The organism is Xenorhabdus sp. BG5, assembly GCF_015163665.1.
GTDB lineage: Bacteria > Pseudomonadota > Gammaproteobacteria > Enterobacterales > Enterobacteriaceae > Xenorhabdus.
Map to the genome: position 1 here is coordinate 353,496 of NZ_JADEUG010000001.1, position 25,666 is coordinate 379,161.

Below are 25,666 nucleotides of genomic sequence, written 5' to 3' on the forward strand. Positions count from 1 at the left end.
GGCGGTGAGGCGCTGGAATTACATACCCTTGTCCCGTGGGTGACCCGCAATCCGACCGCGCAAACCCGTCTGGTCAATATGTATGGCATCACCGAAATTACTGTTCATGCGACCTATCGCGAACTGACTGAAGCCGATATCTATTCAGGACGGGGCAGTTTGATTGGTCAGCCACTGGCTGATCTGCGGATCTATATTCTGGACCCCCACGGTCAACTGGCGCCGCTCGGCGTGGCCGGCGAAATCTATATCGTCGGTGACGGTGTCACCAGAGGCTATCTGAACCGGCCTGAACTCACCGCCGAGCGCTTCCTCACTGATCCATTCTTCCTGAATTCGGCTGCCCGGATGTACAAGACGGGCGATCTCGGTCGCTGGCTGCCCGATGGCAATATCGAATACCTTGGCCGCAATGATTTTCAGGTCAAACTGCGTGGCTTCCGCATTGAATTGGGGGAAATCGAGGCAAAACTGGAACAATGTCATGGCGTGCGCGAAGCCGTGGTATTAGCCCGTGAAGATGAGCCCGGTCAGAAACGGCTGGTGGCCTATCTACGGCCACGGGAGAGCGTGGCGCTGGTGCCGGCTGAACTGCGCCAGCAACTCGCCCAACACCTTGCCGACTATATGTTACCCAGCGCTTTTGTCACGTTGGCCGCTTTCCCTTTAACGCCCAATGGCAAACTTGACCGTCAGGCGCTGCCAGCTCCCGATTCATCCGCCCTTGTCGTACGCCATTATGCAAGCCCTATCGGTGAGATGGAAATGACCCTCGCCCAAATTTGGCAAAAATTATTGGGGCTGGAGCGAGTTGGGCGCCATGACCACTTCTTCGAACTCGGTGGCCATTCACTGATGATTGTCAGCCTGATCGAAGAACTGCGCAATCGGGGCTGGCAGCTCGACGTTCGCAGTGTCTTCGTCGCCCCTGTCCTGATTGATATGGCGCAGACTGTCCGGCGTGATGCCAACACCTTTGTCGTGCCCCCCAATCTCATCGCTGAAGAGTGCACAACCATTACCCCCGATATACTGCCTTTGGTTTCCCTGTCCCAGACTGAAATTGATGCTATCGTGATGATTGTTCCGGGTGGCGGTGTCAATGTGCAGGATATCTATCCGCTCGCGCCGTTACAGGAAGGGATTTTGTTCCATCATCTGTTACAGACCCAGGGGGATAATTATCTGCTGCAAAGCGTGCTCGCATTCGATACCCGTGCGCGCCTCAATGCCTTTTTAGCGGCGCTGCAACAGGTGATCGACCGCCATGATATTCTGCGTACCGCCGTTTGCTGGCAAGAACTGGCACAACCGGTGCAAGTGGTCTGGCGTCAGGCACCGCTGAAAGTTAACATCTTCACCCCCACGACAACGGGTGACGTTGTCACCCAACTCAAGCGTCATACCGATCCACGCCAGCACCGTATCAATTTAAATCAGGCGCCCCTGTTTGCCGCCGATATCGCCCCGGATCCGGTACAGGATGAATGGCTGTTGGCGCTACGCTTCCATCATCTGGTCAGTGACCATCTGACCCTGGAGCTGATTTTTGCGGAAATCGCGCTTATCTTGCAGGGCAAGACGGAGAAACTGCCAGCGGTACTGCCTTACCGCAATTTTATCGCCCAAACCCTGGCTACCCCGGCCGCTGACCACGAGGCTTATTTCCGCACCCAACTGGCGGATATTGATGAACCCACGGCGCCTTTTGGGGTGCTCAAGGTGCATCCTGACGACGACTGCGTGGCTGAGGCCCGTCTGCCTATCGCCCCCGATCTGGCTAAAGCCATCCGTACTCAGGCGCGTCGTTTAGGCGTCAGCCCCAGTGTGCTGTTCCATGTGGCATGGGCGCAAGTGTTGGCCCAGACCAGCGGCCGCGATGACGTGGTATTTGGCTCCGTGCTATTAGGCCGTCTGCAAGGCGGTGCGGGGGCCGAGCGGGTATTGGGTATGTTCATCAATACGTTGCCAATGCGGGTTTCCCTGACTCATTACACTGTTCAGGAAGTCGTCCACAACACCCACCACGGATTGATGATGTTACTGGAACACGAACAGGCTCCATTGGCATTGGCACAACGTTGCAGCGGTATGCCGCAGTCGATGCCGTTATTTAGTAGCTTATTGAATTATCGTCATGCTCAATCTGCTGAAACCGGAGGGCTTGATACTATCTGGGCGGGTATACGTACTTTAGCCGCAGAAGAACGAACGAACTACCCTGTCACCCTGTCAGTGGATGATTTAGGCGTCAATTTCCAGCTCATCGCCCAGACAGTAGCCGGTATCGACCCAACCCGCGTAACCAACTATCTGGTCACCGCCATCAGTGGCTTAATCGATGCTCTGGTTCATGATCCACAACGGTTAGTTCGGGATATCTCAATCCTGCCCGCCACAGAGCGCCAGCAACTATTGGTAGATGCCAATGCTACGCAGGCCGATTTTCCGCAAGACCAGTTGATTCACTCATTGTTCGAAGCTCAAGCTGCACGCCATCCTGATACCCTTGCTGTCGTATTTGACGGACAAACGCTCAGCTATGGTGAACTTAACTGCCTTGCCAATCAGTTAGCTCACCATCTGATTTCATTGGGCGTGCACCCAGATGATCGGGTTGCCATCTGTATCGAACGTAGTCTGGATCTCATCGTCGGCCTGCTCGCTATTCTCAAAGCCGGCGGCGCTTACGTCCCGCTCGATCCCACCTATCCGAGCGAACGGCTGGCTTATATGCTTGAAGATTCAGAACCCGTGGCGTTGCTGACTCAGACAACACAAGCCGACAAGCTGTCCAGTTTTGTACCTAGGTCCATGTCGATAGTCATACTCGACACCCAAAAATTAATTCTGGCGGAACAACCGACCCATAACCCAGACATCCACGCCTTGGGGTTGATGTCACACCATCTGGCCTATGTGCTTTATACCTCTGGCTCGACGGGGCAACCCAAAGGCGTGATGGTTGAGCACCGCAATATCCTTCGCCTGATTATCAACAATGGCTTTACTGATATTGGTCCCAACGACTGTATCGCCCATTGTGCCAATATTGCTTTTGACGCCTCGACCTGGGAAATCTGGTCTGCCTTACTTAATGGCGCACGCCTGCATGTGATCCCACAATCGATTCTGCTTAATCCGGCGCATTTCTGCGATTCACTGATTAAGGGGAAAATCAGTGCCCTCTGGCTGACTGTCGGCTTGTTCAACGAATATCTCGATAACCTCAGCCCCCTGTTTGAGCAACTACGCTATCTGCTTGTCGGCGGTGATGTGCTCGATCCAAGAAAGATACAGCAGGTGCAATTAGCCGAGTTCCAGCCAGCACACCTGATTAATGGCTATGGCCCAACGGAAACCACTGCATTTGCCACAACCTATGCGATTACCTCACCCGTTGATGTGACCCGTTCCATTCCTATCGGTCGCCCGATCGCGAATACCCAGATTTATATTCTGGATATGCTAGGTCAACCCGTTCCTTATGGTGTAGCGGGGGAAATTTATATTGCCGGTGCCGGTGTAGCGCGCGGTTATCTGAACCGACCTAAACTCACCACCGAGCGCTTCCTGCCCGATCCGTTCTCTTCGCAACCCGATGCCCGCATGTACAAAACCGGCGATCTCGGCCGCTGGCTGCCCGATGGCAATATCGAATACCTTGGCCGCAATGACTTTCAGGTCAAGCTGCGTGGCTTCCGTATCGAGCTGGGAGAAATCGAAACCCGACTCAACCAATGTGATGGTGTGCGCGAAGCAATTGTGTTGGCGCGCGAAGACGAACCCGGCCAGAAACGGCTGGTCGCTTACCTGTTACCGCAGGAAGGGATTGAATTAGCGCCCGCGGAGCTGCGTCAGCAACTTGCTCAGTATCTCGCTGATTATATGTTGCCCAGTGCCTTTGTCACGCTCACGGCCTTCCCTCTGACTCCCAATGGCAAACTTGACCGTCAGGCCCTGCCTGCGCCGGATCTGGCTGCCGTGGTGACTCAGGGTTATGAACCGCCACAAGGTGGGATAGAAACCGCGTTGGCGCAAATCTGGCAAGACTTATTAGGACTGGAGCGTATCAGTCGCCATGACCACTTCTTTGAACTCGGCGGCCACTCGCTGATGGTTGTCAGGCTGATAACACGCATACAAAACAAATTCCTGGTCAGTATCCCTCTGACGGCGTTATTCACTTCGCCCACATTAACAGAGCAGGCCACTGTCATTCTCTCAACTCAAATGAATGCGGTAGGAGAAAACGAGCTTGAGTCAATTCAAAACGATCTTGACTCATTGTCGGCAGAAGAATTGATAGCAATTTTAGGTGGGGACAGAAAATAATGACAAGGTTCAATATGAATATCAATGAGTTAAAACGTGCGGTACTGGAGAAAAGACTTGAAGAACAACTGAAAACTCGCGGGAACCAACAACAACCGGCATTCATCAAACCCGCAGACAGACATCAGCCCCTGCCGCTTTCTTTTGCCCAGCAGCGGTTGTGGTTTATCAGCAAGTTCGATGCGGCGGCCAGCCAGGCTTATCATCTGTCGGTGACATTACGCCTCACTGGTCAGCTCGACTACCCGGCGCTGAAAGCAGCACTGGATCGCCTGATTGCCCGCCATGAAAGTCTGCGTACCCGTTTTATTCTGGTAGCAGGCCAGCCCTGCCAACATATCGATCCGGCTGACATTGGTTTTGCCCTGTCCTGCCACGACCTGCGCCTGCTCGATCCGGGCTTGCGTAGCCAGCGAGTCACTGAACTCGCTGATCTTGAGGCGCAGGCGCCCTTCGATTTTACCCAAGGGCCGCTGATCCGTGGTCAACTGCTGCAACTGGCCGACGACGAGCATGTACTGTTGCTGACCCTGCATCACATTATCACTGACGGCTGGTCTGTCGGTGTGCTGGTGCAAGAACTGAGCATCTTTTACCGTGCGGCCCTTGACGGCCAGCCTGATCCTTTGCCTCCCCTGCCGATCCAGTATGCTGATTATGCGGTCTGGCAACAGGAGCAGTTACAAGGCACCGCCTTCACAGAACAACGTGATTTCTGGTGTACCCAGCTTGCTGATGCACCGGCTTTACTCACTCTCCCAACCGACCGGCCACGTCCGGCAGTACAAACCTATGCGGGCAACCGCGTGCCAGTGCAGATTGATGCGGATTTATTGGCTTCACTGAAAGTGCTTGGACAACGTCACAACACCACGTTGTTTATGACAGTGCTCAGTGTCTGGAGTCTGGTACTGGCCCGGCTCAGTGGGCAGGATGATATTGTAATCGGCACCCCTGTCGCTAACCGTCCACAGCATGAACTGGAAGGGCTGATGGGGTTCTTTGTTAATACGCTGGCCTTGCGTATCTCCTGCCATGATAACCTCCGTGTGACAGATTTGCTGGCTCAGGTGCGGGAGCAGGCTCTGGCCGCTTATGCCCATCAGGATCTACCCTTCGAGCAGGTGGTAGAAGCGCTCCAGCCGGCACGCAGCCTGAGTTACAGCCCGCTCTTTCAGGTAATGCTGGCCTTAAACAATACCCCAACCCAAGAGTTGACCCTTCCGGGGTTGCAACTGACGACGATTGCCCAGGAACATCGCAGTGCACATTTTGACTTAACCTTATCACTGAGTGAAACCGAAGCCGGTTTAATCGGTGAGCTGGAATATGCCACCGATTTATTCGATACCGCCACCGTTGAACGGATAGTCGGTTATTTCAACAAGGCACTGATCGCTATGGTGGCAGATGACACCCAACTTATTGCCACGTTACCCCTGTTGCCCGCCTCAGAACGGCAACAACTGCTGGTGGATTTTAATGCCACTCAGTCCGATTTCCCGCAAAACGCGTTGATTCACTCGCTGTTTGAAGCCCAGGCCGCACAGCATCCCGAGAGCATTGCGGTCGTCTATGAAGAGCAGACCCTGAGCTACGGTGAATTAAATCATCGCGCGAATCAGTTGGCCCATTCCCTGATTACGCTAGGAGTACGTCCAGATGATCGGGTGGCGATTTGTGCTGAACGCAGTCTGGACGCCATCGTGGGCTTGCTGGGCATCCTTAAGGCCGGTGGGGCCTATGTGCCGCTCGATCCGACTTATCCCACTGAACGGCTGGCTTATATGCTGGAAGATGCCGCCCCGGTGGTGTTACTGACCCAGACAACACAATGCGACAGACTGCGCGACAGCGTCCCTGCAACGGTGCCTGTCATCGTGCTTGATGACACAGAAGCGTTACTGGAAACCCAGCCAACGCACAATCCGCAAGCCCAGACACTGGGGCTGACATCACGCCATCTGGCTTATGTGATTTATACCTCTGGCTCGACGGGGCAACCCAAAGGCGTGATGGTCGAACATCGCAATGTCTTGCGTCTTATCATTAACAGTGGTTTTGCTGAGATTGGCCCTGACGACTGTATTGCCCATTGCGCCAATGTTTCATTTGACGCCGCCACCTGGGAAATATGGGCGGGGCTGGTGCATGGGGCGCGTATTGTGCTTATCCCGGAAAAAGTCTTGCTCCAGCCCACGCTGTTTGGTCAGTGTCTATCATCGGAAGGTGTCACTGCCCTGTTCCTGACCACCGCCCTGTTTAACCAATACGCGGAGCTCATTGGGTCATCCCTCTCTGGCTTACGCTATGTCCTGTTCGGCGGTGAACAAGCGGATAACCGTCCGGCTATTCGTCTCAGAACCGAACATCCCCCCAAACACTTACTGCATGTGTATGGGCCGACCGAGACAACCACGTTTGCCACCGCCTATGAAATTCCTGTTATGGAAGACGAAGACGTTGAAAGTAAAAACAGAAAAATCCCCATTGGGCACCCCATCGCAAATACCCAAATTTATATTTTGGATACGCAGGGTCAACCCGTTCCTATCGGGGTAACAGGTGAAATCCATATTGCCGGTGACGGCGTAGCCCGCGGTTACCTCAATCGCCCTGAACTCACCGCCGAATGCTTCCTGCCCGATCCGTTTTCTTCGCAACCCGATGCCCGGATGTACAAAACTGGCGATCTGGCCCGCTGGCTGCCCGATGGCAATATTGAATACCTTGACCGTAATGACTTTCAGGTCAAATTACGGGGCTTCCGCATCGAACTGGGGGAAATCGAAGCCAAACTGAGGCAATGTGACGGCGTACGCGAAGCGGTCGTGCTGGCGCGCGAAGATGAACCCGGCCAGAAACGGCTGGTGGCCTATCTGCGGCCATTGGAGGGGATTGAACTGGTGCCGGCTGAATTGCGTCAGCAACTGACTCAGCATCTTGCTGAATACATGTTACCCAGTGCTTTTGTCATGTTAAACACATTCCCGCTCACGCCCAATGGCAAACTTAACCGTCAGGCGCTGCCGGCACCGGATTTATCGGCCGTCGTCGCCCGCCGCTATGCCACGCCCGTCGGAGAGAGAGAAATCGCCCTGGCACAGATTTGGCAAAAACTCTTAGATTTGAAACAAGTCAGCCGCCATGACCATTTCTTTGAATTCGGCGGCCATTCACTGATGATTGTCAGCCTGATCGAAGAGCTGCGTAATCTGGGCTGGCAACTCGAAGTACGTAGTGTGTTCGCCTCACCTGTCCTCGCCGATATGGCTCAGGCTATCCAGCATGGGGGCAGCACCTTTGTCGTGCCACCCAACCTTATTCCAGAGGGCTGTACGGCCATTACCCCCGATATGCTGCCATTGGTTTCGCTTTCTCAAGCTGAAATTGATGCCATCGTTGATACCGTTTCCGGTGGAACCCGTAATGTACAGGATATTTATCCACTGGCACCGTTGCAGGAAGGGATCCTGTTCCATTACCGAATGCAGGCACAGGGGGATACCTATCTGTTGCAGAGCCTGCTAGCGTTCAATTCTCGCGATCGTCTTGCGAGCTTTCTGGCGGCCTTGCAACAGGTTATTAACCGCCATGATATCCTGCGCACGGCCGTTTATTGGCAGGGACTGGAACAGCCAGTTCAGGTGGTTTGGCGTCAGGCACAGCTGACTATCCACGAATTCATCCCTGCCACGCCAGACGATATTCCGGCGCAATTACAGGCTGACACCGATCCACGCCAGCACCGTATTAATTTGAACCATGCCCCGCTGTTTGCTGCCGATATCGCCCATGATCCACTACAGAACGAATGGCTGCTGGCCCTGCGTTTCCATCATCTGGTCAGCGACCATATGACACTGGATCTGATTTTTGCCGAAATAGCGCAAATATTGCAGGGACAACAAACACTGCCTGCGGCACTGCCCTATCGCAACTTTATCGCCCAAATCCTGAACGCCCCCGCCACAGAGCACGAAGCCTATTTTCGTGCTCAACTCGCCGATATTGATGCACCGACAGCCCCATTCGGTGTGCTGTCAATACCGGATAACCAAACATTAAGCGATGATAACGCCATCACCGAAGCCCGCCTTTCTCTTCCTTCTGAACTGGCGGAAGCCATTCGCAGCCAGGCTCGGCGCTTAGGGATCAGTTCGAGTGTTCTGTTTCATGTGGCCTGGGCGCAGGTATTGGCTCATACCAGTGGTCGGGACGACGTCGTTTTTGGCTCCGTACTATTGGGGCGTCTGCAAGGCGGTGCCGGTGCCGGCCAAATACTGGGGATGTTTATCAACACCCTGCCAGTACGTGTTTCCCTGGCTGATCGCAGTGTAAAAACCGTGGTGCAAGCCACCTACGATAACCTGATGTCGCTACTGGAACATGAACAGGCACCATTGGCGTTGGCACAAAGTTGTAGTGGTGTCGCGCAACCCATGCCTCTGTTCAGCTCCTTACTCAATTACCGTCATTCCCAAGCCAATGACGCGAACGCGGTTAATATCTGGTCAGATATGCGCGTTATTGTCACACAGGAACGAACCAACTATCCAATCACACTATCAGTAGATGACTTAGGCGTTGGTTTTCACCTGACCATCCACACTGTGGCCGGTATCGATCCCGTTCGTGTAGCCCATTACCTGCTGACAGCCATTCGTGGCCTGATCGATGCGTTGGTACACCATCCACAACAGATGATTTTGGCTGTGCCAATCTTACCAACGGCAGAGCGGCAACAAGTGCTGGCCGATTTTAACGCTACTCAAGTTGATTTCCCGCAAGGTGCGCTAATCCACCAACTGTTTGAAGCACAGGCTGAACAACATGCAGATACCATCGCTGTCGTCTGTGAAAACCAGACACTGAGCTATGGTGAACTGAACCAACGGGCTAATCGTCTGGCTCATCACTTGATTGCTCTGGGAGTGCGGCCGGATGATCGGGTGGCAATTTGTGCCGAACGCAGTCTGGATACTATTGTGGGATTACTCGGCATTCTTAAGGCTGGCGGCGCTTATGTTCCGCTCGATCCGGCTTATCCCACCGAACGGCTGGCTTATATGCTCGAAGATGCCGCTCCGGTGGTATTACTGACCCAGACAGCACAATTCGACAGGTTACACCGCAGTGTATCTGCAACAGTGCCTATCGTCGTGCTTGATGCAAAGGAAATACCATTGGAGGCACAACCGACTCACAACCCCAATCCACAGGTACTGAATCTGACATCACAAAATTTGGCCTATGTGATCTATACCTCTGGCTCTACCGGGCAACCCAAAGGGGTGATGGTCGAACACCGCAGTGTCAATCGGCTGGTTATCAATAGTGCTTATGCAGATATCGGTACATCCGACTGCGTTGCTCATTGTGCCAATATCGCTTTTGATGCCTCGACCTGGGAAATTTGGTCTGCCCTGCTCAACGGGGCACGCCTGCATATCGTTCCGCAATCCGTGCTGCTCGATCCAGAACGTTTCTGCGATTCATTGATCAAGGGGCAAGTCACCGCCCTCTGGTTGACGGTGGGTTTGTTCAACGAATATCTCGATAGTCTCAAGCCGTTGTTTGGTCAGTTGCGTTACCTGCTTACCGGTGGCGATGTGCTCGATCCGAAGAAAATACAACAGGTACAACGGGCTGAGTCTCAACCCGTCCACCTGATTAACGGCTATGGTCCAACGGAAACCACAACATTTGCCTCCACCTACGAGATCACTTCTCCCGTGGATGTAACCCGTTCTATCCCTATTGGCCGCCCAATTGCCAATACCCGGATTTATGTTCTGGATACGCGTGGTCAACCCGTTCCCATCGGTGTAGCGGGTGAAATCCATATTGCCGGTGACGGCGTGGCTCGCGGTTACCTGAACCGGCCTGAACTGACTGCCGAACGCTTCCTTGCTGATCTGTTCTCCCAAAACCCCGATGCCCGTATGTACAAAACCGGTGATCTCGGGCGTTGGCTGCCTGATGGCAATATCGAATATCTTGGTCGCAATGATTTTCAGGTCAAGTTGCGTGGTTTTCGCATTGAACCCGGCGAGATTGAAGCTAAGTTAATGCAATGCGATGGCGTGCATGAAGCCATCGTTCTTATGCGCGAAGATACGCTTCTCGACAACACAGGGAGCCAGAGACGTCTGGTCGCCTACCTGATCCCCCAAACCGGTGTTGAACTGGTGCCGACAGAACTGCATCAGCAACTGGCCCAGCATCTCGCTGGCTATATGCTGCCGGGCGCCTTTGTCATATTGGAGACTTTCCCGCTGACCCCCAATGGCAAACTCGACCGTCAGGCACTTCCTGCCCCTGATGCATCCGCTATGGTCGTACGCCATTATGAAGCACCGATCAATGAAGAAGAAATCATGCTGGCCCAAATCTGGCAAGACTTGCTGGGATTAGAACGAATGGGTCGCCACGATGACTTTTTTGAACTTGGCGGCCACTCATTGCTGATCGCGCAATTAGCAACACGGATACAAGATGAATTTCTGGTCGATATCCCTATCTCCTCGTTGTTTCTTTCTCCTCAATTGGCAGAGCAGGCCGACATCATCCTTACTACCCAATTGGATGCTATAGGGAACAGCAATATTGAATTACTTGAGGACGAGCTGGATTTAATGTCAACCGAAGAATTAATGGCAATTTTAGGCGGAGACAACAACAAATGATAAGGCATAACATGAACCGCGATAACCTAAAACGTGCTGTTTTACAAAAGAAAATTAAAGAACAGTTACAACATAACAAGCATCATCAGCAGCGGCCCCCCATCAAACAAGCCGTCCGTGCGCGTCCTCTGCCATTGTCCTTCGCCCAACAGCGGCTGTGGTTCCTTAACCAACTCGATCCTGCCGCCAGTCTGGCCTATCATCTTCCAATAGCGCTGCGCCTGACAGGTCAACTTAACCGTGACTTCCTGACTAACGCACTCAATCATCTGGTTGCCCGTCATGAAAGTCTGCGTACCCGCTTTGTTCTGAACGAAGGACAGCCCTGTCAGCATATCGATCCAGCTGACAGCGGTTTTGCCCTGTCCTGCCATGATCTACGTCGATTAGACACCAAAACGCAGGCTAGCCGTCTCGCCGAACTGACCACCCTTGCAACACAGGCACCTTTCGACCTAACTCAAGGCCCGCTGATCCGCGGCCAACTGTTACAACTCACGGATGAAGAACATGTGTTATTGCTGACCCAGCATCACATTATCTCTGACGGCTGGTCTATCGGGGTACTGGTGCACGAACTAGGTGCACTCTATCGTGCGGCTCTTGACAACCAGGATGATCCGTTGCCGCTACTCCCCATTCAGTATGTTGACTATGCCGTCTGGCAACGTGAGTGGTTACAAGGCACTGTCCTTGCTAAACAACGCGATTTTTGGTGTACGCAACTTAAGGGCGCCCCAGCCTTGCTGACATTACCCACCGATCGGCCACGTCCTTCCGTACCCACTTATGCAGGTAAACAGGTGCCTGTTCAGTTTGATGCGACCTTGCTGGCATCACTTAAGTCATTTGGACAACGGCATCACACAACTCTGTTTATGACTATACTGGCAGCCTGGAGTATTGTACTCGCCCGACTCAGTGGACAGGATGACATCGTCATCGGTACGCCAGTCGCTAACCGCCCACACCGTGAACTTGAAGGGCTGGTTGGTTTCTTTGTCAATACGCTGGCCTTGCGTGTCACTCTCAATGATGACCCTAATGTAACGGAGCTGCTTGACCAGGTGCGGGAACGGGCACTTGCCGCCTACGCCCATCAGGATCTGCCGTTTGAACAGGTCGTGGAAGCACTCCAGCCTGATCGTAGCCTAAGTTACAGCCCGATCTTTCAGGTGATGTTGGCTCTAAACAATACGCCCGCCAAGACCCTGACGTTACCTGGCTTGCAACTCAGCCAAATTGAACAAACACGCCACAGTACCCACTTCGATATGACCTTATCGCTGACCGAAACCGAATCTGGTTTGTTCGGCGAGCTGGAATATGCCGTTGATCTGTTTGATTCCTCGACGATAGAACGGATGGTCAGCTATTTGAAACGGGTACTGGTGGCAATGACAAGCGAAACCGAACTGACTATTGCCAGCCTGCCAATATTGTCAGCCTCGGAGCGGCACCAATTGTTGGTGGAATTCAACGCCACTCAAGCCGATTTCCCCCAAGAAGCCCTGATCCATCAACTGGTCGAAATGCAAACTGCACAAACGCCCAATGCGACAGCGGTAGTGTGTGGAGAGCAGTCTCTCAGCTATGGAGAATTGAACCACTATGCCAATCATCTGGCTTATCATTTGATTACATTAGGGGTAAATCCAGATGATCGAGTCGCTATCTGTGTCGAACGCAGTTTAGAAATGGTGGTGGGGTTACTGGCTATTCTTAAAGCGGGGGGCGCTTATGTCCCGCTCGATCCCGCTTACCCAACCAGCCGATTGGCCTATATGCTTGAGGATGCGACTCCCGTCGTAGTCATCACGCAGAAAAAATTCACCGACAGACTGACCAGCTCCGCCCCTACGGTCTTTATCGACAATCTACTCAGCCATGACAATCAAGACCGCTTAAGTCAATCGATAGCCAATCCCGATGCTCAAGCACGGGGTTTAACATCAAATCATTTGGCTTATGTGATCTACACCTCAGGTTCGACCGGATCACCCAAAGGGGTTGCCATTGCGCATCGCAATACCGTGAATTTCCTGACCTGGACCCAACGGACTTTTCGCCCCGAAGTATTGGCTCATACCCTGTTTGCGACTTCGTTTAATTTTGATTTGTCCGTGTACGAATGTTTTGCGCCACTGATTTCTGGCGGTACGGTTCATATTGTTGCTGATACCCTGTCGTTAATCGCTGCCAAATCTTCCGCTACAGAACAGGCGATCAGCCTGATTAATACGGTGCCGTCGGCCATCGCGCATTTGAGCGAGACAAATGCCATTCCCCCCACTGTTAAAGCCATTAATCTGGCGGGTGAAGCGCTGAAACCCCATATTGTCGAACATCTGTTTACCTATTCTGGTGTAGAGGATATCTGCAATCTCTATGGCCCTTCGGAGACGACAACGTATTCGACCTGGACCCGCATGAATCGGACGACAAATGTTGTTTCTCATATTGGTCGCCCCATCGCCAATACCCGCATCTATATCCTTGACGCGGCCAGACAACTTGTTCCCCTTGGGGTTACCGGCGAAATTTATATCGCCGGTGCTGGTGTGGCCCGCGGTTACCTGAATCGGCCTGAACTCACAGCCGAACGCTTCTTAAGCGATCCCTTCGCTTCAGAACCGAACGCACGTATGTACAAAACCGGTGATCTCGGCCGTTGGCTGCCCGATGGCAATATCGAATACCTCGGCCGCAATGATTTTCAGGTCAAGTTGCGTGGATTTCGCATTGAATTAGGGGAAATCGAGGCACAACTGATGCAATGTCACGGTGTACGTGAAGCGGTGGTGATTGCCCGTGAAGATGAGCCAGGGCAGAAACGGCTGGTGGCTTATCTGCGACCACTGGCGGGTGCCGAACTGATACCGGCCGAATTACGCCAGCAACTCGCCCAACACCTGGCCGACTATATGTTACCCAGCGCTTTTGTGACATTGGACACCTTCCCACTGAATGCTAATGGCAAGCTCGACCGGCAGGCCCTGCCTGTCCCCGATACATCTGCGGTGATCACTCGCGGCTATGCAACGCCGGTCGGAGAGATAGAAACGGCTTTAGCCCGGATCTGGCAAGATTTGCTGGGACTGGAACAGGTCGGTCGTCATGACCATTTCTTTGAACTCGGTGGACACTCATTGCTGATCGTCAATCTGATTGAACAACTGCATAACCTGGGTTGGCGACTTGATGTGCGCAGTGTGTTTGCAACCCCAATCTTAAGTGAGCTGGCGCAAACCATTCTGACATCTCAAGACAATCCCTGCGCTTTTGAAGCACCACCCCAGCTTATCCCCGAAGGCTGTACTTCCATTACGCCAGATATGCTGCCACTGGTTTCGTTGTCCCAGGACGAGATTGATGCCATTGTCGCGACTGTGTCAGGAGGGGCTGCCAATGTGCAGGATATCTATCCACTGGCGCCGTTACAGGAGGGCATTCTTTTCCAGCACTTATTACAGACACAAGGTGATGATTATCTGCTGCAAAGCCTGCTCGCTTTCGATACCCGCGAACGGCTTGATGCCTTTTTAGCCGCGTTGCAACACATTATCGCTCGCCATGACATCCTGCGAACTGCCGCCTATTGGCAAGATCTGGCCCAGCCCGTTCAGGTGGTTTGGCGTCAGGCATCGCTGCATATCAATGTCTTCACCGCGACCACGGCAGACGACGTTTTATCGCAATCCATTTCATCACAACTACGTGACTATACTGACCCACGCCAGCATCGTCTCAATTTGAGCCGCGCGCCGCTGTTTGCCGCAGATATCGCCCATGACCCCGTACACGATGAATGGTTGTTATCTTTACGTTTTCATCATCTGGTCAGTGACCATATGACACTGGAGCTGATTTTCGCTGAGATTGCCCACGTGTTGCAAGGAGATGCCGCCATGCTGCCTACTGCCCTGCCTTATCGCAACTTTATTGCCCGGTTATTAAGTGTGCCAGTCGCAGAGCATGAAGCCTATTTCCGTGACCAACTGGCTGATATTGCTGAGCCAACTGCTCCTTACGGGGTACTCAGCGTAGCAAGCGATAATCGGACTCTCAACGAACACAGCCTGTCGCTTGATCCCACTCTGGCAAAGACGATTCGTTCTCAGGCCCGCCGTTTAGGTATCAGTCCTGGCGTCCTGTTTCATGTCGCGTGGGCGCAAGTGTTGGCTCAAACCAGTGGTCACCACGATGTGGTCTTTGGCTCGGTATTATTGGGACGTTTGCAAGGGATCGCAGGAGCCAACCGAATATTGGGCATGTTTATCAACACGCTGCCGATACGGATTACGCTGAGCGGATTCAGCGTGCAAGAAGTGGTACAGGCTACCTACCACAATCTGACTCTGTTATTAGAACATGAACAGGCACCGTTATCGCTGGCACAACGATGCAGTGGCGTGCCCCAACCGATGCCGTTGTTCAGTGCCTTATTGAATTATCGTCATAGTCAATCTGGTGAGATGGAAACAGCCAGTTCGGTCTGGGCGGGTATCCGCATCCTGGCAGCGGAAGAGCGAACCAACTATCCAATCACGCTATCGGTAGATGATATGGGCGTTGGTTTCCATTTAACTGCCCAAACTGTGACGAGTATTGACCCTGCACGTATCACTCATTATCTGGTCACGGCTATCAGCGGTCTTATTGATGCACTTATCCATCACCCGCAGCAACCCATTCTGCACGTGCCGATCCTGCCTGCTCTGGAGCAACGACAACTGCTGACAGACTTCAATGCCACACAAGCCGATTTTCCGCAGGATGTCCTGATCCACCAACTGTTTGAAATCGAAGCAGTACAACACCCCGCTGATATCGCCGTAGTATACGGTGAACAGTCACTCAGCTATGGTGAACTGAATCGCCGCGCCAATCGTTTAGCGCATCATTTAATCATGTTGGGTGTACGCCCAGACGATCGTGTCGCCATCTGTGTCGAACGCAGCCCAGAGATGGTGGTCGGCTTACTGGCTATCCTGAAAGCGGGTGGGGCTTATGTGCCGCTTGATCCGGCTTACCCCGCCGAACGGCTGGCCTATATGCTTGAAGATTCAGCAACGGTAGCGATACTGACCCAACTAGCCTGGCTTGATATTTTTACAAGTACTGAGTCAACCGATGCTATTCCTCTCCTCCTGCTTGATATCCAGGATGACAGCATGGAAATGCAGCCAGATCACAACCCAGAAATATCTGGCCTGACTCCCCATCATCTGGCCTATGTTGTTTATACTTCTGGCTCCACTGGCCTGCCTAAAGGAGTCATGAGTAGCCATCTGGCCCTATGCAATCGGCTCTTGTGGTTCGTCCGAGACATCGCGATTCCGCCATTAATCGGGGCGCTAAAAACCAGTATCAGCTTTGTTGATTCAATCACTGAAACCTTGGGTGTACTGCTGGCAGGTGGCAAACTGGTGGTTTTCAATAACCAAGAAGTGAAAGATCCCATCCAGTTCAGTGAAGGTTTGCAGCGTTTTAATGTTAACTATCTGGTCGTTGTGCCTTCACTATTAAAACTTTTAATACAGGATCGTGATAATCGAATTCATCTCAAATCAGTCAGGACGTTGATTTGCAGCGGAGAACGGCTTGCACCTGAGTTAGCCCGACAGGTAGTGACAGATTACCCCTGGCTCCGTCTCCTGAATTTTTATGGTTCATCTGAAATCAATGGTGATGCCACCTGGTATGAATATTCTGCTCAGGCAGGTGTACCGGAAGTTTCCGTTATTGGCCGCCCCATCGCCAATAGCCAAAGTTATATTCTGGATCCTCACGGACAACTCGTCCCCCTTGGTGTCACAGGTGAAATCTACATCGCGGGCGTCGGCCTGGCCCGCGGTTATCTCAACCAACCGGAACTGACTACCGAACGTTTTCTTGCCGATCCATTCTCTTCAGAGCCAGACGCACGTATGTATAAAACCGGTGACCTCGGCCGCTGGCTGCCCGATGGTAATATCGAATACCTCGGCCGCAATGATTTTCAGGTCAAGCTGCGGGGCTTTCGCATTGAATTGGGCGAAATCGAGACACAACTGATGCAGTGTGATGGGGTGCGCGAAGCGGTTGTGATCGCCCGCGAAGATGAGGCAGGGCAAAAACAGTTGGTTGCCTATTTGCGTCCACGAGATGGTGCTGAACTACTGCCCGCTGAATTGCGTCAACAACTCGCTCAACACCTTGCCGACTATATGCTGCCGAGTGCTTTTGTCACGTTAGCGACTTTTCCGTTAACGCCTAACGGCAAACTCAACCGGCAGGCGCTCCCTGTGCCAGATGCCGCTGCCGTCGTGACGCGCAGCTATGAAGCCCCCGTCGGTGAAATAGAAACTGCGTTGGCACAAATCTGGCGAGACTTACTGGGGCTGGAACAGGTTGGCCGTCATGACCATTTCTTTGAGCTGGGTGGACACTCTCTGCTTGCCGTCCAACTTGTTGCGCGTATCCGTCAGGGGCTGGCACGGGAGTTACCGTTACAGACACTCTTTGACCAACCGATTCTAATGACATTAGCGCATACGTTAACTAACGTGGCTACAACGACTCATACCGTTATTCCCATAGCTGACCGCAACCAGCCACTGCCTCTCTCCTTTGCTCAACAACGTTTATGGTTCCTCGGTCAGCTCGATCCGGCGGCGAGTCAAGCCTACCATTTACCTGCGGCACTACGCCTGAGTGGTTCACTGGATCGTCATGCGTTAGTGATTGCCCTTGACCGTCTGGTTGCTCGCCATGAAAGCCTGCGCACTCGCTTTATATTGATTGAAGGACAACCCTACCAACACATTGAACCTGCTGACCTCGGTTTTACCCTGTCCTGCCACAACCTGTGCCAGCTTGATCCGGCCTTGCATACCCGCCGTGTTACCGAGCTTATCGAACGCGAATCCCAAACACCTTTTGATTTCATCCAAGGGCCACTTATTCGTGGTCAACTGCTGCAACTGGCAGACGAAGAACATATCTTGCTGCTGACCCTGCATCATATTATCACTGACGGCTGGTCGCTTGGTGTGCTGGTACGAGAACTGGGTGTTTTCTACCGTGCAGCGCTTGAGAGCGAAGAAAATCCTTTACCACCACTCCCCATCCAGTATGCGGATTATGCGGTCTGGCAACATGCTCAGCTAAAAGAAACGCCTCTGGAAACACAACGTGATTTCTGGTGTACCCAGCTTAAAGACGCGCCAGCCTTACTGACGCTACCTACCGATCGGCCGCGCCCAGCCATACAAACCTATGCGGGTGACCAGATCTCTTTCCAGTTTGATGCTGCGTTATTGGTATCACTTAAAGCACTTGGACAACGCCATAACTGCACCTTGTTTATGACCCTATTGAGTGCCTGGAGTATCGTATTAGCCCGACTCAGTGGTCAGAACGATATCGTTATCGGCACCCCAGTCGCCAATCGCCCACACCATGAACTTGAAGGCGTGATAGGTTTCTTTGTCAATACGCTGGCCTTACGTGTCACATTTAATGATGGCCTCAATGTCACGGCGCTGCTCGCACAAGTTCGCGAACGAGCACTTGCCGCCTATGCTCATCAGGATCTGCCTTTCGAACAGATGGTGGAGGCACTCCAGCCTGAACGTAACTTAAGCTACAGTCCCCTTTTTCAGGTAATGCTGACCTTGAATAACACACCCGCCCAGAATCTGGTATTACCTGATTTGCAGCTCACCTCAATTGAGCAGGCTCACCATGGTGCCTATTTTGACATCACATTATCACTCACTGAAACCGAATCAGGTTTAGCCGGCGCGATAACCTATGCTGCTGATTTATTCGATTCAACCACGGTTGAACGGATGGTTGACTACCTGAAAAATATATTGGCGGCCATGGTTACTGATGAAACACAGCGCATTGCCACTCTGCCGATAATGACAAAATCGGAACAACAATTGCTGGCAAATTTCAATGCCACACAGATGGATTTCCCGTCAGAAACCTTAATCCATCCCCCGTTTGAAGCACTGGCCGCGCAACAACCCAATGCGCCCGCCGTGGTATTTGAAGAACAAACGATGAGTTATGGCGAACTGAACCGGCGCGCTAATCAGCTGGCCCATTATTTGATTGCGCGAGGCGTCCGTCCAGACAAGCGCGTGGCGATTTGTGTCGAGCGCAGTCTGGATATGGTGGTCGGCTTACTGGCTATCCTTAAGGCTGGCGGAGCCTATGTCCCGCTCGATCCGGCCTACCCGACTGAACGGCTAACCTATATGCTCAACGACGCGGCGCCCGTGGTCCTGCTGACCCAGAGCACGTTAGCTAACACCCTGAACAGTACAGACACCAGTTATCTCACCCTGCTGCTTGATGCGCCGGCAATGTCTCTCGCAGAACAACCGACTGACAATCCTGACACGCAGAATATGGGGCTGACACCCCACCATCTGGCCTATGTTATCTACACGTCTGGCTCCACCGGATTACCCAAGGGCGTAGAAATGCCGCTGGCCGCCTTGTCAAACTTACTGCAATGGCACCGGCACGCGCCTTCACACCCCGCCGGCACGGGCAAAACCCTGCAATTTGCCGCACTGGGATTTGATGTCGCTTTTCAGGAAATCTTTACCACCCTGAGTGAAGGCGGCTGTCTGGTTCTGGTTAATGAAACCCAACGGCGGGCACCGCAACAGCTTCTCTGGCTGATCCAGCAACAACAGATTGACCGCATTTTTCTGCCCTATATTGCACTCCAGCATCTGGCTGAAGCCGCCAGTGACAGTGAAGACGATTTTTCCTGCCTGGCGCATATCATCACCGCCGGCGAGCAACTGCGTATTACACCGGCCATTGCGCGTTTCCTGCAACGGGCTGATTGCCGGTTACATAATCACTATGGCCCGACAGAAAGCCACGTTGTCACGGCCTATTCATTGGATAAGGCGATGACACCATGGCCAACACTGCCCCCCATCGGTCGCCCGATTGCCAACAACCGTATTTATATCCTTGATGGCAGCGGCCAACCCGTACCTTTGGGGGTAACCGGGGAAATCTATATCGCCGGCGCTGGGGTGGCTCGTGGGTATCGAAACCGGCCGGAACTGACCGCTGAACGTTTCCTTGTTGACCCGTTTTCCCCATATCCTGATGACCGCATGTACAAAACCGGCGACCTCGGCCGCTGGCGGCCTGATGGCAATATCGAATACCTCGGCCGCAATGATTTTCAGGTCAAACTGCGGGGATTCCGTATTGAACTGGGGGAAATCGAAACACAGCTGATGCAGTGTCACGGGGTGCGCGAAGCCGTGGTGATTGCCCGCGAAGATGAGCCTGGCGAGAAACGGCTGGTGGCCTATCTGCGGCCGCTGGCGGGCGCTAAACTCATGCCGGCTGAACTGCGTCAGCAACTCGCCCGACACCTGGCCGACTATATGTTACCCAGTGCTTTTGTGATGCTGGAAACCTTCCCACTCACGCCCAATGGCAAACTCAACCGTCAGGCCCTGCCTGCACCGGATGCGTCTGCCGTGGCAACGCGCCGCTATGAAGCACCTGTCGGTGACATAGAAACAGCACTGGCCCAAATCTGGCAGGACTTGCTGGGACTGGAACGGGTTGGCCGCCATGATCATTTCTTTGAGCTGGGCGGGCACTCCCTGCTTGCCGTCCAGCTTGTCGCCCGTATCCGTCAGCGACTGGCGCGGGAATTACCGTTACAAACCCTGTTTGCCCAACCCGTCCTGCTGGCGCAGGCCCAAACGCTGACAGAAACGGCCACTCTCACACAAACCGTGATCTCCCCAGCTGATCGCAGCCAGCCCTTGCCCTTATCCTTTGCCCAACAGCGGTTATGGTTCCTCGGTCAGCTCGATCCGGCGGCGAGTCAAGCCTATCATCTCCCAGCAGCGCTGCGCTTATCCGGTTCACTCAATCGCCATGCCCTGATGACGGCGTTTGATCGTCTGGTGGCGCGGCATGAAAGTTTGCGCACCCGCTTTGTGCTGGTTGCAGGCCAACCCAGCCAGCAAATCGCCCCTGCCGATATCGGTTTTACCCTGTCCTGTCAGGACTTGCGTCAGCTCGATCTCACTTTGCATATCAAGCGTGTGGCTGAACTCGCGACCCTTGAAGCCCAAACGCCTTTCGATTTTGCTCAGGGACCGCTTATCCGCGGTCAACTGCTGCAACTGGCGGATAAGGAACACGTGTTGCTACTCACACAACACCATATTATTACCGACGGTTGGTCTATTGGCGTGCTGGTACGAGAATTGGGGATTTTCTACTGTGCGGCACTTAATGGCAATGAAGATCCTTTACCACCACTACCTATTCAATATGCTGATTATGCGGTGTGGCAACATGAACAGTTAAAAGCAACCACCCTCGCTGCACAACGTGATTTCTGGTGTGCTCAGCTTGAAGACGCGCCAGCCTTGCTGACGCTACCCACCGATCGGCCACGCCCAGCCATACAGACCTATGTCGGTGACCAAATCTCTTTCCAGCTTGATACCACCTTATTGACATCACTAAAGGAACTTGGACAGCGCCATAACACCACGCTGTTTATGACCCTATTGAGTGCCTGGAGTATCGTGCTGGCCCGACTCAGCGGGCAAGATGATATCGTTATTGGTACTCCAGTCGCTAACCGCCCGCATCATGAGCTTGAAGGGTTGATAGGGTTCTTCGTCAATACGCTAGCCTTGCGCGTTATATTCAATGATGAACTCAGTGTGGCTGATCTGCTTGCACAAGTTCGCGAACGGGCGCTGGCCGCCTACGCCCATCAGGATCTGCCTTTCGAGCAGGTGGTAGAAGCCCTCCAACCTGAACGTAGCCTGGGCCACAGCCCGCTCTTTCAGGTGATGCTGGCCTTAAATAACACGCCAGCCCAAACTCTCATCTTGCCTGAACTACAGCTCACACCATTTGAACAGACGTATCACACCACTCATTTTGATTTGACATTATCATTGGCAGAAACTGAAGCAGGTTTAACCGGCGCCTTGTCCTATGCTACCGCGCTGTTCGATGCTGCAACTGTTGAGCGTATGGTCAGTTACTTAACCAATATACTGATGGCGATAGTGGCAGATGAAACACAACGCATTGCTGCCTTGCCGATGCTGCCGGAATCAGAACAGCAACAGCTATTGATAAATTTCAACGCCACTCAAACGGATTTTCCGCAAGATGCCCTGATCCACCAACTGTTTGAAACTCATGCAGAACAGCATCCTGATACTCTTGCTATTGTCTATGAAGGCCAGACACTGAGCTATGGTGAACTCAACCGCAGCGCCAATCGCCTGGCCCATTATTTGATCACGTTGGGTGTGCGCCCGGATGATCGGGTAGCGATTTGTGCTGAACGCAGTTTAGACACCATCGTCGGCTTACTGGGCATCCTTAAAGCTGGCGGAGCCTATGTGCCGCTCGATCCGGCCTATCCAACCGAACGGCTGGCCTATATGCTCGAAGATGCCACCCCTGTAGTATTACTGACCCAGACAACACAGTTCGACAGGCTACACGGCTGCGTACCTGCAACAGTGCCTATAGTCGTGCTTAATGCCCAGAAAATGTCATTGGAGGCACTGCCGACTCACAACCCGCAAGCACATATACTGGGACTCACGTCACGCCATCTGGCCTATGTGATCTACACTTCTGGCTCAACAGGCCAGCCGAAAGGGGTGATGGTCGAGCACCGCAGTATCAATCGGCTGGTGATTAATAATGCTTACGCAGATATCGGTGCGCACGACTGTGTCGCTCATTGTGCCAATATCGCTTTTGACGCCTCGACCTGGGAAATCTGGTCTGCCCTGCTCAATGGTGGATGTCTGTACATCGTTCCACAATCTGTACTACTCGATCCGGCACGTTTTTGTGATGCACTGATCAGAGGGCGCATCACCGCTCTCTGGCTGACAGCGGGCTTATTTAATGAATATCTTGATAGCCTCAAATCCCTGTTTGGGCAATTGCGCTACCTGCTGATTGGCGGCGATGTGCTCGATCCCAAGAGGATACAACAGGTGCAATTGGCGAAGTCCCAACCCACACATCTGATTAATGGCTATGGCCCAACGGAAACCACGACGTTTGCTGCAACCTACGAAATGACTTCGCTTATTGATGCAACTCGTTCTATTCCTATCGGCCGCCCGATTGCCAATACCCAGATTTATATTTTGGATACACATAGTCAACCCGTTCCCGTTGGTGTTATCGGTGAAATCCATATCGCGGGCGCTGGGATGGCCCGCGGTTATTTGAATCGTCCTGAACTGACGGCCGAACGTTTCCTCACTAATCCGTTCTCTTCGGAGTCAGACGCTCGCATGTACAAAACCGGCGATCTCGGCCGCTGGCTGCCCGATGGCAATATTGAATACCTTGGCCGCACTGATTTTCAGATCAAGCTGCGTGGCTTCCGTATTGAATTAGGGGAAATTGAGGCTAGACTCAGCCAATGTGACGGGGTGCGCGAAGCGGTGGTGCTGGTTCGTGAAGATACGCCCGGTCAAAAACGGCTGGTCGCCTATTTACGGCCGCAGGAAGGAATTGAATTGCTGCCAACCACACTGCGCCAGCAACTCGCCCAATATCTTGCCGACTATATGCTGCCCAGTGCCTTTGTCTCGTTAACAACTTTTCCGTTAACCCCTAACGGCAAACTCGACCGACAGGCGTTACCGGCTCCCGAACCATCCGCTTTCGTGGTGCGTGGCTATGAATCACCTATCGGCAAGACAGAAACCACTCTGGCCCAAATCTGGCAGGATTTGTTAGGACTGGAAAAAATCAGCCGTCATAATCATTTCTTTGAGCTTGGCGGGCACTCGCTGCTCGCTGTACAGTTGTTGAATCGTATGCGTGAACAAAATATGCAGGTTTCACTGACCACGCTGTTCGCCCATCCAACTTTATGTGATCTGGCTTTGGCTGTTAAGGAGCAATTCGTCATGCCCGTATCCCCATTTGATGCAAACCCTGTACCGCTCAGTCCGGCAGGTGCTTTATTACCTTTATTTTTGGTCCACGAAACTTCCGGCGATCCTCTGGTGTATTCTCCCCTGGCGGCTTTATTACCCCCTGAACTTCCGGTTTATGCCTTGCAGGCACTTGGCATTCATACCTTGGCGCATCCTCCGGTGTCGATTGAAGCACTTGCCGCCTGCCATATTCAGGCCATTCGCCGCCTCCAACCCCAGGGACCTTATCGCCTGATGGGCTGGTCGATTGGCGGGTTGATTGCCTATGAAATAGCCCAACAATTAATCCGTGACGGTGAGACAGTCACGTTTCTTGGTATGATCGATTCCTATTATCACCCCCATAAAGACAGTGATGACCCCTCTGTAAACGAGGAAGCAAGGCGAATAGAATTAATCATTAACGCACTGCGTACTCAAAAAATGATTGGTGATGAGGAAGCGTTAGCAGAGCTGCACAAACTCAGTAACCTGGAACAGGTGCTTGATCACTGTATCGAGCGCCAATGGCTGTCGGCGGGTATCACGCGCGAAGATATTCTTCTGCGTTTTTATACCGCTGAGATGATTACACAGCGTGGTCAGGGGTACATCGCGCAAAAATCCACCTTACCTGTCCACCTCTATACTGCGGAAGCATCAGTTAACAGCGATAGTTGGCACGGCTGGCATGACATTGTCGGTCACGATTCGGTGCTCCATCCCATCGGCGGCACACATTTTTCCATTATGCATCCGCCTCTGCTCAACCAAATCGTGGATTCAATCACTGAAAATTTACCGGATATGCCTTCCTTCAACCCACTGGTTATGATTCAGCAAGGCTCTCCATCCGTATCGCCGCTATTTTGCCTGCCGGGTGCTGGTGCCAGCCCGTCCAGTCTGCTTGAACTGGCCCTGTCGTTCCCACCGCAACTTCCGGTATACGCTTTACAAGCACGTGGGTTCACGGCTGAGCATCATTCCCCTTACCGCAGTGTTGAAGGCGCGGCCCGTGCTTATATCCAGAAAATCCGGCAACTCCAACCTTATGGTCCCTATCACCTGCTAGGCCACTCTTTTGGCGGCTGGATTGCCTTTGAAATCGCCTTGCAATTGCAAGCGGAAGGAGAACAGGTATCCGATCTTATTCTTATCGATACCGATGAACCTGACCAGCAAGGAAAAGCTCTCAAGTCAGTCAACCGTATTGAGACAATCATGGAGTTGATCGATATCTATAATATGATATTAAATCAGCCGCTTCCGCTCGCCCGGCAAGATTTTGCTAACCTGGCCGCGGATGAACAGATTCAGCATCTGCACAGTGCCTTGGTTAAGGCCGGTCTTTTCCCGGCAAAAACACCAATATCGCTGTTGCAAGGGATTGTTCGCGTTATGCAGGCTAATCTGAACACCCGTTATATCCCTCGTGCTCGTTATAAGGGACTTGTCCATCTGGTTAACGCCGAGGAAGGCGATAAGGATGAAAGGAGAACTCGTGAAACCCAGTGGCGTCTTCTGGTGGCAGAGCTCAATACGATGGTTGTACCCGGCAATCATATGACCCTGTTATCCGCCCCCCATGTCGGGCAATGGGTAACCAACCTGTGGCAGAATTGCGTGTTTCTTATTGATAAATAAAGCGACTGAACCCTATGTGCGAGCAAA

General features: G+C 52.8%; 3 protein-coding genes (1 of these 3 running past the window's edge). All 3 read left to right on the plus strand.

Annotation, left to right across the window (positions count from 1 at the left end; genetic code table 11):
• Tightly spaced (each overlapping or abutting the next), the 3 genes in view from IQ209_RS01425 to IQ209_RS01435 form a layout consistent with a single transcriptional unit that may run on beyond the window.
• Positions 1-4,335 carry the final stretch of a non-ribosomal peptide synthetase gene (locus IQ209_RS01425; RefSeq protein ID WP_193848310.1) on the plus strand. 18,468 nt of this gene lie to the left of the window's left edge, so the window shows 4,335 of its 22,803 coding nt (coding positions 18,469-22,803); its start codon lies beyond the left edge, outside the window; its stop codon occupies positions 4,333-4,335.
• Positions 4,335-11,024: a non-ribosomal peptide synthetase gene (locus IQ209_RS01430; protein WP_193848312.1), complete on the plus strand. Its 6,690-nt coding sequence runs from the start codon at positions 4,335-4,337 to the stop codon at positions 11,022-11,024. Before IQ209_RS01425 ends, IQ209_RS01430 begins: the two co-directional genes overlap by 1 nt.
• The gene (locus IQ209_RS01435) at positions 11,021-25,639 is read left to right on the plus strand and encodes a non-ribosomal peptide synthetase (protein WP_228005642.1); all 14,619 of its coding nucleotides are present in this window, start codon (positions 11,021-11,023) and stop codon (positions 25,637-25,639) included. Before IQ209_RS01430 ends, IQ209_RS01435 begins: the two co-directional genes overlap by 4 nt.
• Positions 25,640-25,666 lie beyond the last annotated feature (27 nt).